Annotated in this window: 10 protein-coding genes; 6 read left to right on the top strand and 4 right to left on the bottom strand. The window is 58.9% G+C overall.

The window, feature by feature from the left end; translation table 11 throughout:
* The first annotated feature begins 83 nt into the window (after window positions 1-83).
* The 6 genes from B0G69_RS36360 (at window position 84) to B0G69_RS36335 (ending at window position 8,963) form a co-directional block, all read left to right on the top strand.
* Window positions 84-941 carry a glucose 1-dehydrogenase gene (locus B0G69_RS36360; protein WP_241991655.1) on the top strand — a complete coding sequence of 286 codons (858 nt, stop codon included), beginning with the start codon at window positions 84-86 and terminating at the stop codon, window positions 939-941.
* 76 nt (window positions 942-1,017) lie between these two features.
* Window positions 1,018-1,821 (top strand): glucose 1-dehydrogenase, encoded by an 804-nt coding sequence (locus tag B0G69_RS36355; RefSeq protein ID WP_158609041.1) that lies wholly within the window; start codon window positions 1,018-1,020, stop codon window positions 1,819-1,821.
* 269 nt (window positions 1,822-2,090) lie between these two features.
* A complete protein-coding gene (locus B0G69_RS36350) occupies window positions 2,091-3,800 on the top strand; it encodes a DUF1302 family protein (RefSeq protein WP_121324885.1) in 1,710 nt (569 codons plus the stop codon).
* A 17-nt stretch (window positions 3,801-3,817) separates the two neighbouring features.
* The gene (locus B0G69_RS36345; RefSeq protein WP_121324884.1) at window positions 3,818-5,179 is read left to right on the top strand and encodes a DUF1329 domain-containing protein; all 1,362 of its coding nucleotides are present in this window, start codon (window positions 3,818-3,820) and stop codon (window positions 5,177-5,179) included.
* A 118-nt stretch (window positions 5,180-5,297) separates the two neighbouring features.
* Window positions 5,298-6,398 carry a YCF48-related protein gene (locus B0G69_RS36340; RefSeq protein ID WP_121324883.1) on the top strand — a complete coding sequence of 367 codons (1,101 nt, stop codon included), beginning with the start codon at window positions 5,298-5,300 and terminating at the stop codon, window positions 6,396-6,398.
* A gap of 33 nt (window positions 6,399-6,431) precedes the next feature.
* Window positions 6,432-8,963 (top strand): MMPL family transporter, encoded by a 2,532-nt coding sequence (locus B0G69_RS36335; RefSeq protein ID WP_121324882.1) that lies wholly within the window; start codon window positions 6,432-6,434, stop codon window positions 8,961-8,963.
* A 324-nt stretch (window positions 8,964-9,287) separates the two neighbouring features.
* Here B0G69_RS36335 and B0G69_RS36330 read toward each other — a convergent pair whose 3' ends face one another.
* The 4 genes from B0G69_RS36330 to B0G69_RS36315 form a co-directional block, all read right to left on the bottom strand.
* On the bottom strand, window positions 9,288-10,514 hold the full coding sequence (locus B0G69_RS36330; protein WP_121324881.1) for a cytochrome P450: 1,227 nt from the start codon (window positions 10,512-10,514) through the stop codon (window positions 9,288-9,290).
* Between the two features lie 76 nt (window positions 10,515-10,590).
* Entirely contained in the window at window positions 10,591-11,724 is a 1,134-nt protein-coding gene (locus B0G69_RS36325) for an acyl-CoA dehydrogenase (RefSeq protein ID WP_121324880.1), read from the bottom strand.
* Between the two features lie 9 nt (window positions 11,725-11,733).
* Window positions 11,734-12,942, bottom strand: a complete 1,209-nt coding sequence (locus B0G69_RS36320) for an acyl-CoA dehydrogenase family protein (protein ID WP_121324879.1) — start codon at window positions 12,940-12,942, stop codon at window positions 11,734-11,736.
* Window positions 12,943-12,994: 52 nt separating this feature from the next.
* Complete coding sequence (locus B0G69_RS36315; protein ID WP_121324878.1) at window positions 12,995-13,864, bottom strand: MaoC/PaaZ C-terminal domain-containing protein; 870 nt, start codon at window positions 13,862-13,864, stop codon at window positions 12,995-12,997.
* Window positions 13,865-13,870: the final 6 nt, after the last annotated feature.

The raw sequence follows: 13,870 nt of genomic DNA, 5'->3' as shown, positions 1-13,870 counted from the left end.
GTTGCCCTCGCGTATACCCCATTTCGCGAACCGCTCCATTTTGTTCATAATGTAGAACATCGTTCGTATGTTCCAATTTCCCGTTGACCGATGCCTACGCAAAGCCAGCCATCGGATCGGCGCTCGTTCCCGGGGAAGACGTGCCAATGAAACTATTCTCTCTCGATGGTCAGGTTGCACTCGTCACCGGTGCGTCACGTGGTCTGGGTTTCGCGATGGCGAGCGCACTCGCGTCCGCGGGCGCGACCGTCGTGCTTGCCGCCCGCTCCCGCGACAGCCTGGAAACTGCCGCCGGGTCCATTCACGGCACCACTGGGGCCGGTAGCGAACAAGTCGACTTCGAGCCGTTCGATCTCACCGATCAAGCCGGCATCGCGGCCGCCGTACAGAACGTCCTCGCGCGTCACGGAAGGATAGACATACTGCTGAACAATGCCGGTATCTGCGAGTGGTCCGATTTTCTGCAATCAACACCGGCCATGTGGCAGCGCACGATGGACACCAATGTCACGGCGGCCTATCTGCTCGCGCAGCAGATATCTCCAGCGATGATCGCGCACGGACACGGGCGCATCATCAATGTCGGTTCGTACGTTTCGGTCCTTGGACGGGAAAAACTGCAGGCCTACGTGGCAAGCAAGCACGCAGTGGCCGGCCTCACCAAGTCGCTCGGCGCCGAACTGGGCCGCCACGGCATTCGCTGCAACGGCATTTGCCCAGGCTACTTCATGACCGATATGGCCGAGCCCGTCACGTCGAACCCTCAAATGAAGGAAATCGTGCGTTCGCACATTTCCGTTGGACGGTGGGGGCGCCCCGAAGAACTTGGCGGCGCGGCCGTATTCCTCGCGTCCGAAGCCAGCTCTTATATGAACGGCCAAATGCTAATGGTCGACGGCGGTGTGTCGGAGATCCTCTGCTTCCCGATGTCAGTGGTCTAGCCTTTCCTTTGCGCGGATGTCGCTTGCGAAGCCACGCAGCGGAACGCGCGCCGTCCACACTTCAGAGAGTGCATATATGAATACAAAGACGTTGACTTCCCTCCTCGATCTCGATGGCAAAACCGCCCTCATAACCGGCGCGGCACAGGGAATCGGCGAGGCGATTGCAAGACGTCTCGCCGAAGCCGGCGCTGCCGTCGTCATCTGCGATATCAACGGCAACCTTGCAGAAAAGACCGCGCAGTCGATCCGGGATACGGGCGCGCGGGCGTTGGCTGTCAAAGCCGACGTCGCCCGCGTTGCAGACACTCAGATGGCGGTCGACACCGCACTCAATCAGTTCGGCACACTCGACATCCTCGTGAACAACGCCGCGCTGGTCGCCCCGCGCCCTGTCATGGAGATCGACGAACAACTGTGGAATTCCGTGCTCGATATTGACCTCAAGGGGGTGTTCTTTCAGGCGCAGGCAGCGGCTCGCCAGATGATCGCCGCCGGACGTGGCGGCAAGATCATTAATATTTCTTCGGTCGATGCAGTGCTGCCGGTCGGCGGCCTGGTTCCCTACGATTCGGCGAAAGGCGGCGTCGCGATGATGACAAAGTCACTCGCGAAGGAACTCGGCAAATACGGCATAACCGTGAATGCGGTCGCGCCGGGCGGCGTTGCCACTCCGGGCGCAAACGAAGCGGCGCCCGGGATCATGGCCGTGCTGGGCATCGCCCCCGAAGCCATTGCCGACGTTCCCGTTCGATCCACCCTTGGCCGTTACGCCGAACCCGACGACATCGCAAAAGTTGTCTACTTCCTTAGCACCGGACTGGCTGATTACATGACTGGCGCGTTCGTCACCGTGGACGGCGGTTACCTGCTGATCTGACGAGCCGCATGGCCCGCAGTAGTGAAACTACCGCCATGAACGACGTTGACAACCCCAAAATGCGTGTTTATATTTACGAACAGTATTCACATATTTCGATTCAGGGCAGTCGATAGGCATGTCCGGAAACAGAGACGACGCAGTTAGCCAAAAGCAGCGGTCAACGGTGGACCTCACTCCATCGAAAGTTGAAAAAGAGCGGACGAAGTTCCGCAGGCTTAAACGGACATCTGAGCAGTAGGCCGAAAATTCAACGTAGAGGAGACAACATGAAACACTACCGGCCGCGGCCCACGAAAATCAGCGTTGCCGTATGGACCACCTGCCTGGCGGCTGTGTGCGGGCTCTACAGCACAAGCGGTTTGGCTTTCGAGATCACTACGCCGAACCCAGACATTGATATGCACTGGGACAACACCGTGCGTGGCGATTACGGCATGCGTCTGCAAGGCCGCGACGGCTTCTACACGAACAGCCCGACCTACGACGAAAGCGACCTCTCGACCTCAAAATTCGGCACGATTCAAGCTCGATTGAACCTATACAGCGAGTTCGACTTCAAGTACAAGGACAACTGGGGTTTCCGCGTGAGTGCGGCCGCGTGGTACGACCCAAGCTACAGGAGCCACGTCAGCAACAACACGTCCTTGCCTTCGCCCAACAATCTGCCGAACTACCCGGGTAATACCTACACGAGCTATATCGACAAATACTACGGGGGTCCCAGCGGCGAGTTGCGCGACGCATTTGCCTTTGGCTCGTTCAATCTCGGCGACCACCCCGTCGACGTCAAGCTAGGCCGCACCGCCATTACCTGGGGCCAGGCTTCTTTCGCGACGATCGGTGGCACAAACTCAATTGCATTCGCCCAGCAACCGATCGATCTCTACAAAACAACGATTAGCCCCAGCGCGTCGCTGAAAGAAGTGGTTTTGCCAACCACTCAAACTGTCGTGTCGACCAAGCTGACCGACACCATTACCTTGGCGGCTCAGTACACGTTCGAGTGGGACTACGACCGCATTCCCGAAGGCGGCACATATTTCGGTGGCGCGGACGCTGTTTTGTACGGACCGCCGGTGGCCGCTTATACAGAGATCCCTGGACTCGGGCCCGTGCCGCTGAACCGGGTTGCCCCGATCAAGGGCCAGCAGGGTGACATAGGCGTCGACGGAAAGTGGCGCATCGACGCGATCGGCAGCACGGCGGAAGTTGCCTTCCGGCATTTCGCCATGAAATTCCCGTGGGCCGCGCTGGTGGCGCCCGGCCGTGGCGTGAATCTAGGTCCGGTCACGCTGCCCGGTATCCAGGCGCAATACGGTAACAACGTCAACCTGGTCGGCGCCGGTATCAACGGTCCTCTTGGCAATGCCGCGTATGCGGCTGAAATTTCCTATCGCTGGAATATGCCGCTGAGCCCCACGAGCACGACGACGATCAACAATGCCCCGACGGGTCGCACGTTGCACGGGCTGTTCAACCTGACGGAGTCTGTCGGCAAGACGCCCTTCTGGGACAACATGTTTATACAGGGTGAGTTCGCGTTCAATCGATTGATGTCTGTACAGAGCAATCCGGGCAATCTCGCATTGTCTGGCTACGATACGTCAGCACAATGCTCGGGCAGTGGCAACAATCCGTACAACAACTGCGCGTCGCGATTCTGGATGGGTATGGGTATCGGTGCAAGCCCGCAGTGGTACCAGGTGTTTCCAGGTGTCGACCTCACCATGCCCCTCTTCATCAACTTGAACCTGAAGGGCTACTCACCGGTGATCAACAACGCCGGGGAATCGCAGGGTTTCAATACGTTCCTGATTGGGCTGGACTTCAACATCCACAACAAGCACGAGATAGATATCACGTACACGTACTATACGAACAAGAAGGGATTCTCGAGCAGCGGTGCGGCGACGGCCGTCGGCGCACCGTATAGCGACAAATCCTGGCTTGGGATTACCTACCAGACTACGTTCTAAAACAGATGGAGACAGTTGTGAAACGTATATCAAGACTCGTCAAGGCACTCGCAGTTGCCGTACCGCTTTGCGCGGTTCCCTTCGCTGGCGTTACAGCACTCGCGGCAGAATCAGGTATGACGCCATTCGGAGCCGAGATTGCGGGTAACAAGGACGGCACCATCCCCGCCTATTCCGGTGGCCTCACGACGATGCCGGCGGGCTTCAAGGCCAACAGCGGCAAGTGGGCCGATCCCTACCCCGATGAGAAGCCGGTACTGCAAATCACGGCGCAAAATTATCAGCAGTACGCGGACAAACTGAGCGCTAGCGCGCAGGAGCTTTTCAAACGCTATCCAACCTACCGGATGGACATTTACCCGACGCATCGCAGCGCGTCTTATCCGGACTGGTATCTGGCAAATTCGGAGAAGAACGCGTCGACCGCGAAGCTGGAGAAAAACGGCCTGTTTCTCACCGGAGCTTTCGGCGGCAAACCGTTCCCTGTGCCCAAGACCGGTCAGGAAGCAATCTGGGACTGGGAACTGCGCTACGTAGGCACCTTTCAGAGGAATACGGTCAAGACCTACCTGGTCGACACCGCCGGGAACTCGACGCTTGCGGCTCAATTCAAGAGTTCATTGAGCTACCCGTACTTCGACATCAAGAACGAAGACGAATTTAAGAAGAAAGGCGGCGAAGCAATCTGGTACCAGGTGTTCAACGACTATGCCGCCCCTGCACGACTGATCGGCGAAACGACGCTCTTCTGGTACTTCATGGATACCGCGGACCATGACCAGCAGTCGTGGATGTACAGTCCTGGCCAGCGTCGCGTGCGTGTCGCACCGGATCTCGCCTATGACACGCCGAACCCGGGGTATTCCGGCGCCATCACCATGGATGACATCCAGTTGTTCTACGGCAAGCTGGACCGTTGGAATATGACGCTTGTTGGCAAGAAGGAGATGTACATTCCGTACAACGACTACAAGCAGCAGTATGAAACACCCGCCAGCAAGATTCTCACGCCAAAGTTCGTCAATCCCGATACGACGCGTTGGGAGTTGCACCGGGTGTGGGTCGTGGAATTGAAGCTGAAGCCCAATGTCCGTCACGTGTACAGCAAGAAAATGATGTACATGGATGAAGATGGCGGTGGCGGTGCGATGGATGCCTACGACCAATCCGGCAAGCTCTACCGCGGCGGATTCGAAACCACGGTCCCCGCCTACGATTACAAAGTGCCATACTCGCTGGGCAACTGGTTCTATGACTTCGGCAGTGGCATCTATATCTTCGGCAGCCATCCTGCGGAGTCGCCGGGCATCTTCTTCAACGTGACCTTCCCCAGGGATTACTTCACGCCGGATCGGATGCAGTCGACTGGTGTCCGTTAAGGCAGGGCAATGGACGGCGCGCGATGATTGGGCCGCCATCACCGCGCACCACCAGAACAAATAAGATGAGACAGACCGTCATGGCACCTTGTTTGCCGTGACGGTGCAAGGAGATTAAATGAGCCCTAGAACAGCTCGCGCGTTTGTCTCGGTTATCCCGGTCGTCACGCTCGCGCTAGTGGCCGCTGCGTGTCTCGTAACCGGCAACGCCAACGCAGCCTTTCACGACCCGATCAATACCCCCGCCGCGGCAGCTCCAAACGCTGCCCACGAACCCATGATGTCGGTCGCGCTGGCAGGCAAGCGGCTGGTTGCCGTCGGACCGCGTGGCGTGATTCTTCTGTCTGACGACGACGCCGCACATTGGCGGCAGGCGCCAAGCCCGGTGAGTTCGGATTTGGTCTCAGTCATGTTTGCAACGCCGCAGCAAGGTTGGGCAGTGGGACACGATGGCCAGGTCTTGCACAGTGCAGACGGCGGAGCCACGTGGCACAAGCAGCTCGACGGCATCCAGGCGGCCAAGCTGATGCAGAGCTTCTACTCCCACCAGACGGGCAATTCACCGGATTTAAAGACAGCACAGGACGAAGCCGCACGCTTTCTGGCTGACATGGGAGGCCGACCATTCCTCGACGTATGGTTCGACAACGACCATTCCGGCTGGGTGGTCGGTTCCTTCAATATTATTTTCCATACCAAGGACGGCGGCAAAACCTGGGAGCCATGGTTCGACCGCGTTGACAACCCGAATGCGCTGAACCTACACACCATCCGGCGCATCGGGTCGACGCTGTACATTGCCGGCGAGCAGGGCCTTCTTCTCAAACTCGACGAGGGCGCGGAGCGCTTTGTTGCGCTCAAGACGCCGTCGAAAAGCAGCTTTTTTGGCATGGCCTCGAGCGGGTCGACGCTGATTGCCTACGGTCTACTGGGTAACGCATTCCGCACAGTCGACAACGGCCAGACATGGCAGAAGATCGCCTTGCCGACGGGCGCGAGCGTGCTGGCCAGTGGGCAACTTGCCGATGGCCGGCTGCTGCTCGGCACGCAGGCAGGCGAACTGCTGGTGAGTACCGATCACGGCGAGACATTCAGCCGCGTCGCCACGCCCGTGCCCGGCGCGGTCTTCGGCCTGATGACGCATGGCAGCGAGGCTATCGTGACCGGCGCGGCAGGGCTTTCCCGCATCGAGCTTCCCGCCGCGGGCAACGCAAAGTGAAAGTGTTTTTCCATCGGATTCCAGGAGTCAGACATGGCGGCAGGTAGCAACGCCCAATTCGACAAAATGCCGGTAGTGACTGATCCCACTACGTTCGACAGGCGATCCGGAAACATGCTCGAACGGCTCATATTCAACCGTCGCCCATGGCTTATGTTGATCTGCGCATTAGTGACGGCGATTCTGGGCGTTCAGGCGTCGCGTCTCGAAGTCAACGCTAGCTTCGAGAAGATGATCCCGCTGTCGCACCCGTATATCCGCAACTATCTGACGAACAAGGCGGATCTCAAGGGACTCGGGAACTCGATCAGGGTCGTCGTCGAAGCTAAAAATGGCAACGTGTACGATCCTACGTATCTGAACGCGCTCAAACGGATCAACGATGCATTGTTCCTGATCCCTGGCGTCGACCGCCCCGGCGTCAAGTCGTTGTGGATGCCGATCGTACGCTGGAATACTGTGACGGAAAACGGTTTTGCGGGCGGCCCTGTCATGCCCGAAAGCTACGACGGCTCACCGGCGCAGATCGATCGGCTCCGTACCAATGTCGCGCGTGCCAACATCGTTGGCAGCCTTGTCGCGAACGACCTGAAATCGAGCATGATCCAGATACCCCTGCTCGACACTTATCCCGACACTGGCAAGCCCCTCGATTACGCCAAGCTCACTCGCCAGATCGAAGACGTTTTACAGCGCGAGTCGCATGGCGAAGTGCGCGTACACGTCGTTGGATTTGCCAAGCTGATCGGCGATCTGATCTCGGGGCTCAACCTCATCACGATGTACTTCGGCATGGCAGCGCTGATCGCCCTCGTAGTGATCTTTCTCTACACGCGCTGCATTCGCAGCACTTTACTGGTAGTGAGTTGCTCGCTGATTGCCGTGATCTGGCAGCTCGGCATCATCAAGACGCTGGGATTTGTGCTTGATCCGTACTCGATTCTGGTGCCGTTTCTGGTCTTCGCGATCGGTGTGTCGCACGGCGCCCAGAAAATGAACGGCATTACGCAAGACGTCGGCCGCGGCACGCACAAGTATGTCGCCGCACGCTACACGTTCCGGCGGTTGTTCCTCGCCGGCCTCACTGCCCTGCTCGCCGACGTAGTCGGGTTTGCCGTGCTGATGGTGATCGACATTCCCGTGATCAAGGATCTCGCGTTCACCGCCAGCGTCGGCGTTGGCGTGCTGGTGTTCACGAACTTGCTGCTGCTGCCGGTTCTGCTGTCGTACATCGGCGTCAGCCCGTCGGCCGCCCGACGTAGCGTCAGGGCCGAGAGAGAAGAAAACGCCGGACATAATGCGGTGGGTTCAGTGTGGAACGTGCTTGACCGTTTCACTGAACGCCGATGGGCTACTGCTGCAATTACCTGTGCAGCGCTTCTCGCCCTGGGCGGCTGGAGCGTCAGTCAGAAGTTGCAGATCGGCGACCTCGATGCGGGCGCACCGGAACTCCGGCCGGATTCGCGCTATAACATCGACAACGCTTATATCAACGCGCATTACGGGCTTTCGAGTGACCTGTTCGTAGTGATCGGCAAGTCCTCGCAGACGAGTTGCGACGGCAACAACTTTCCGCTTGCTGTCGAGGCCGATCGACTCGAGACCATGATGCGTACAGTGCCCGGCGTCCAGACGACCACCTCGATCGGCGCGCTTTCCCGCTGGGTCACCTCAGGTTTCTACGAAGGCTACCCGAAGTGGTACACGATCGACCGCGTGCCGTCGATCCAGAACAAGACCGTTTCGCAGATTGTGCTCGACCATCCGGACCTGTTGAATGCGACGTGCACGACCGCGCCGATCATTGTGTACCTGACTGATCACAAGGCGGCGACTTTGTCGCGCGTCATGGCGGCTGCCGAAGACTTTGCGAAAACGCACAATGACAAGGACCATCAGTTTCTGATGGTGGCTGGCTCGGCCGGCATCGATGCAGTGACGAACGTAGTCGTCGCGAAGGCCAACCGGTTAATGCTGCTCATGGTGTACGGTGCGGTCATACTTTTGTGCTTCATCACCTTCCGCAGCTGGCGCGCGGTGATTGTCGCTGTCGTGCCTCTCGCGGTCACTTCGATTCTCTGCGAAGCGTTGATGGTAATGCTCGGCATTGGCGTGAAAGTCTCGACATTGCCGGTGATCGCGCTGGGCGTCGGCATCGGTGTTGACTACGCACTCTACCTGTTGAGCGTCCAGTTGTCTTACCAGCGAGCAGGACTGCCGTTAGCCGAAGCGTACCGCCGGGCCGTGCAATTCACCGGCAAGGTCGTTGCACTGGTTGGGGTAACACTGGCGGCGGGTGTTGTTACATGGGCGTTTTCACCAATCAAGTTCCAAGCCGACATGGGCATTTTGCTGACGTTCATGTTCTTATGGAACATGATCGGCGCGCTGATCCTGATTCCCGCACTGTCGCATTTCCTGCTCCGTGGCATCTCCGATTCGGCAAGCAAAGCGGCAGGGATGCCAGTTAAGGCCGACGTGTCCAAGCTGGTTGTGCCCTCCGTGCGCACAGAGAATCTCGCCGCGACGGGCAGCGCTACTACTAAACAGACCACGCGCGGCTGACCAACGGCCAAGCGGCCAGGCGCGAGAAGCGAACGCGCCTGGCCGCTTGGCCGACAACATTGGGCGATACTTCCTGATCTCGCCCTACCCGGCCATCTCGGATGGCCTCCCCTCACCCACCCGTCGTAACGATTGGCCGAATTCTCCGAATCTCGCACGCGCTTGTCGACTGCCTCGTAAGCGCACGGGCACTATGAGCAGAGTAACGGGATGCGGCAAATCAGTACGATGACGTAAAGCGCATCCAGGTTGCGGCTAAGCAGAGAGACGCGCACTGACTCTTATCCAACCGCACGCAGGGCACCGAAGTCCCCTGTTTTCTTCTTAACGCACATCCCACTCCAGCGGCAAATGATAGAGCGTGCCGTTGACGCCGCCATGCACGCCCGCCTTTTCGCCCGGCTTGACCCGGAACTCAGGGATTCGCTTGAGCCATTCCTGCAGGAACACCTTGAGTTCCACGCGCGCGAGAAACGACCCTGGACAGCGATGCGCGCCATTGCCGAAAGTGGAGTGAATAGGCGTCGGGCGAGAAAAGTCCACCGTAAGCGGATCATTGAACTTACGGTCGTCCAGTCCGTGCAGCGTGGTCGGAATAATGATCATGTCACCTTCCTTCATCTGCACGCCCTTGTATTCAAAGTCGTGCGTGATGCGGCGTCCCTGATTGACCACCGGAAAGCGTCGCAGTAGCTCGTCGACCGCCTTTTGCGTGAGCTCCGGGTGTTCGATCAACTCCTTGCGATGCGCCGGGCTTTTCGCGAGAAAATTCGCAATAAAACCCATCGCCGATGCGACCGTGTCCAACCCGCCGATCAGCACGAGTCCGCAAAGCCCCTTCAGTTCCTGATCCGTGAGCGCTCGACCGTCGATCCTGGATTGAACGATCCGGCTGATAAGGTCGTCGCCCGGGTTGGCACGTCGCTCCGCAATTTTGACGCCGAGATACTCGAAAATCGAACCGAGCGCGGCCAGCTTTTGCTCCGCGGAGTCAGGGCGGACCATCTTGTCGGCGAGGCCAAGTAAAAAGTCGCGATCTTCTGCGGGCAACGCGACCATATTCATGAAAATACCGATCGGCAAGTGTTGGGCGAAGCCCGACACAAACTCCACCTCACCCTTTTGGTAAAAGCCCTCGATCAGCTCGATCGTCATCTCGCGGGCCTTCTCTTCGAGTTTGCTGATTGCCTGGGGCATGAAAGCCGGAGCAATCAGCGCACGATAATTCGTATGCAGCGGCGGATCGAAGAAGATCGGCGGCAGCGGCGCATGTTCGACCAGCGGCACGGTCAGCTGCTTCGATGAAAAATTCTCGTAGTCTTTGAATATCTGGTAGATGTCATCTCCGCGCGTCGCAATCCAGTGACCACCGTTTCTCGGTGTCCAGAAGATATCGGGAATGCCGTCGTCGTGCAGCCTCTTCAGCGCGAGATGGTAGTCGTCCTCGGCGCCGGGAGGATTGTAGATATCCACATCCACAACCAACTCCGGCGGCACGTGTGCGGGAATCGGCGCCGACTCGGGCGGCGCTGCGTGACCGGTTGCTGACATTCGGTGTCTCCTTTTGGCGACGTGGCCAAGCGCACCGACATAGCGGTTATCGCACTGGCTATTAGATGAATGATGCCTACAGATAGGCCCCGTACAACTCAACGTGATGTTCGGTGTTGCCCCAAGTCATATCGATGCAGGTCAGGCGTTTCACGTACCATCCGACTGACAGTTCGTCGGTCATTCCCATACCGCCATGCAATTGCACAGCCTGTTGTCCAACGAAGCGGCCGCTACGCCCGATCATCGCCTTGGCAGCACAGACCGCGCGATGGCTTTCGCGCCTATCGTCATCCGCAAGTTTTGCGGCGGCGAAGTAAACCATTGAACGGGCCTGCTCGACGGCGGTCAGGATATCGGCGGCGCGATGTTGCAAAGCCTGAAACTTGCCGATCGGCGTGCCGAACTGCTTGCGTGTGCGCAAATAGTCGTAGGTGAGATCGGCCAGCTTTGCCATCGTCCCCACCGCCTCCGCGCAAAGCGCAAAGATGCCGTGATCGACCGTCCACTCCAACAGCGCGAACCCGCCGTCTACCGTACCGAGCACAGCGTCCGCATTGACATGCACCTCATCTAGCGTAATCTCCGCGACGCGCTGGCCATCGAGCGCCGGAAATCCCTTCACCGTGACACCAGGTGTTTTTGCGTCTACAGCGAACAGCGTGATGCCCGCCGTGTCCGTCGGCTCGCCCGACGTTCGTGCGGAGACAAACAGCAGGTCTGCGCTGTCACCATGCAGGACCACACCCTTGCGCCCATTGAGCACATAGCCTGCACCGGACGCTTTCGCGGTCGTGGTCACATTCCACAGGTCAAAGCGCGCGCCCGGCTCAAGCGTCGCGAGCGCGGTCTTTAGATTGCCGTCGGCGAGACTGGTGAGCCACGACGCCTTGCGCGCCTCGTGGCCTGCAACGCCAATCAGTCTTGCACCCAGCACGGCCGACGAAAGGAATGGCTCGAGCACAAGCCCCCGGCCAAATGCCTCCATGACGATCATGGTTTCCACCGGCGAAGCACCAAGACCACCGTGTTCCTCCGGCACGTTCAATGCCAGCAGCCCCATGTCAGCGAGCGTGGACCAGTGCGTGGACGACCAGCCTTGGGTTGTTGTCGCCAGTCGCCGCCGCGCTTCGAAAGCATATTCGTTGTCGACGAAACGGCCGACCACGTCGGCCAGCATCTGTTGCTCTTCGACGAGCGTAAAGTCCATGACGTCTCCTCAGATGCCGAGCGCCAGTTTGGCGATAATGTTTTTCTGCACCTCGGTCGAACCGCCGTAGATCGAGATCTTGCGCCAGTCGAGGTAGTGCGCGGCGAGCGCGTTCAGCAGTTCACCGTTCGCAGTTTCTCCGCTCCACTCCCCGTCCAATGCGTCGGCGACGAATGGCACCGCATAAGGACCAGCGCATTCCATAATGAGCTCTGTCAATTCCTGCTGGATTTCCGAGCCACGAATCTTGAGCACGGACGCTTCGGGCCCAATCGTCCGTCCCGCCGATTCAGCGGAGGCCACACGCAGCAGCGACCACTCGTGCGCGATCAGATCGATCTCGACCTTCGCGATCCTGTCGCGAAAGCGGACATCGTCGATCAATGGCTTGCCGTGTTTGCGTTCCGTGCGTGCAATTTCCTTCAATCGGCACATGAAGCGTTTGCAGTTGCCCAGTCCGGCAATATTGGTGCGTTCATGGCCGAGCAGATACTTTGCGATCGACCAGCCATGATTTTCCTCGCCGACCAGATTTCGGATCGGCACCTCAACATCCTCAAAGAAAACTTCGTTGACGTCATGTCCGCCATCGAGCGTCTTGATTGGCCGCACGGTGATGCCGGGCGTTTTCATGTCGATCAGCAGGAAGGAAATGCCCTCCTGCGGACGATCGCCGCTCTGCGTGCGCACCAGACAGAAAATCCAGTTGGCCCACTGGGCAAACGAAGTCCATGTCTTCTGGCCGTTGACGATATAGAACGGTTCGCCATCGCGCGGAACGCATTCAGCGCGCGTTTTGAGTGAAGCCAGATCTGAGCCGGCGCCGGGCTCGGAATAGCCTTGACACCACCAATCCTCCATCGACACGATGCGAGGAAGAAAGTAAGCGCGCTGCGCAGCCGTCCCGAACTTCTGCAGTACTGGTCCGACCATTGACAGGCCGAACGGCATCTGCCGAGGCGCGCCGGCGGTAAAGCACTCTTCGTCGAAGATATTGCGTTGTGTAGCGTTCCACCCCGCGCCGCCGTATTCGAGCGGCCACGCAGCCGCGCCCCAACCGTTCGCGGCGAGGATGCGCTGCCAGCGAACGTAATCTTCGCGCGGCACATGACGGAAATTGAGCACTCGCTCGCGGATATCCGGCGGCAACCGGGCCGCCACAAATTCCCGAACCGATGCGCGAAAGGCCTTGTCTTCCAGACTTTCTCGCAAATCCATAAACACACTCCTTCGACCACACTTGCCCAGGACAACCATTCCGGTCCGGTGTTCAGCCAATCTCCACGATGCCGTTATTCAGCACCACCACATCGCGTGCATCGACTCGGGCCCGCAAATGGAAACGTGCGTCACTCTCGCGCCACAATTGAAAACGGATAGTTTCGCCAGGATAGACCGGCGACGTAAGGCGAAGCGCAAGGCGCTTCAGGCGGGAGGCGTCGTTACCAGCGCAGGTTCTGATCGCGGCATAGCCTGCGATCCCGTACGTCGCAAGTCCGTGCAGAATTGGCTGCTTGAAGCCGGCTTTCGTTGCCACCTCCGGGTCGGCATGCAGCGGATTCGAATCGCCCGAAAGTCGGTAGATCAGCGCAGCCTGGGGCGAAGTCGCAAATTCGAATTCGCTATCCGGGGCGCGCTCGGGAACCGACGGCAGCGCCTCCGGAGGCGGGTCGGTGATGCCGGTTTCCGCACTAAAGCCACCGTCGCCGCGCAGAAAAGACACTTGCCGCACCTCGGCGAGCCGTTCGCCACTGCCCTGCTCGATCAGATCACGCTTGAGTTCGACGATGGCTCCCTTACCCGCTCCCTTGTCTGACACAAGGCTCACGCGTGTCTTGCTGACGATGGTCGCGGCTGTCGGCATCGGACGGAGGAAGCGGACGTCCTGCTCGCCATGCACGAGCTTCAGATAGTCAACGCCGGCACGCGGATCACGCATCCATGATTTCGGCCAGGCGAATGCTGCGGCGCACGTCGGCATCGCTTGCAGCTCCTTCTCGTAGACATAGCGCAATTGCGCGGCGTCGAGCGGATCGCTGCCGATGCCGAGACCGAGCGCGTAGAGCATCACATCGCGCTCAGAGTAACTCTGGGTCACATCTTCAATTGGCCAGTTCCTGATGACTTCGTACTTCAGCATGACTTT

The sequence above is a fragment of the Paraburkholderia sp. RAU2J genome, from assembly GCF_003634845.1.
Lineage (GTDB): Bacteria > Pseudomonadota > Gammaproteobacteria > Burkholderiales > Burkholderiaceae > Paraburkholderia > Paraburkholderia fynbosensis.
This window is presented reverse-complemented; position numbering and strand designations above follow the sequence as displayed.

What these genes read in the sequence shown, in the direction of transcription:
- B0G69_RS36350 (WP_121324885.1), top strand. Translation starts at nt 2,091, where the DNA reads ATGAAACACTACCGGCCGCGGCCCACGAAAATCAGCGTTGCCGTATGG.
- B0G69_RS36330 (WP_121324881.1), bottom strand. Translation starts at nt 10,514, where the DNA reads ATGTCAGCAACCGGTCACGCAGCGCCGCCCGAGTCGGCGCCGATTCCC.
- B0G69_RS36320 (WP_121324879.1), bottom strand. Translation starts at nt 12,942, where the DNA reads ATGGATTTGCGAGAAAGTCTGGAAGACAAGGCCTTTCGCGCATCGGTT.
- B0G69_RS36325 (WP_121324880.1), bottom strand. Translation starts at nt 11,724, where the DNA reads ATGGACTTTACGCTCGTCGAAGAGCAACAGATGCTGGCCGACGTGGTC.
- B0G69_RS36315 (WP_121324878.1), bottom strand. Translation starts at nt 13,864, where the DNA reads ATGCTGAAGTACGAAGTCATCAGGAACTGGCCAATTGAAGATGTGACC.
- B0G69_RS36340 (WP_121324883.1), top strand. Translation starts at nt 5,298, where the DNA reads ATGAGCCCTAGAACAGCTCGCGCGTTTGTCTCGGTTATCCCGGTCGTC.
- B0G69_RS36355 (WP_158609041.1), top strand. Translation starts at nt 1,018, where the DNA reads ATGAATACAAAGACGTTGACTTCCCTCCTCGATCTCGATGGCAAAACC.
- B0G69_RS36335 (WP_121324882.1), top strand. Translation starts at nt 6,432, where the DNA reads ATGGCGGCAGGTAGCAACGCCCAATTCGACAAAATGCCGGTAGTGACT.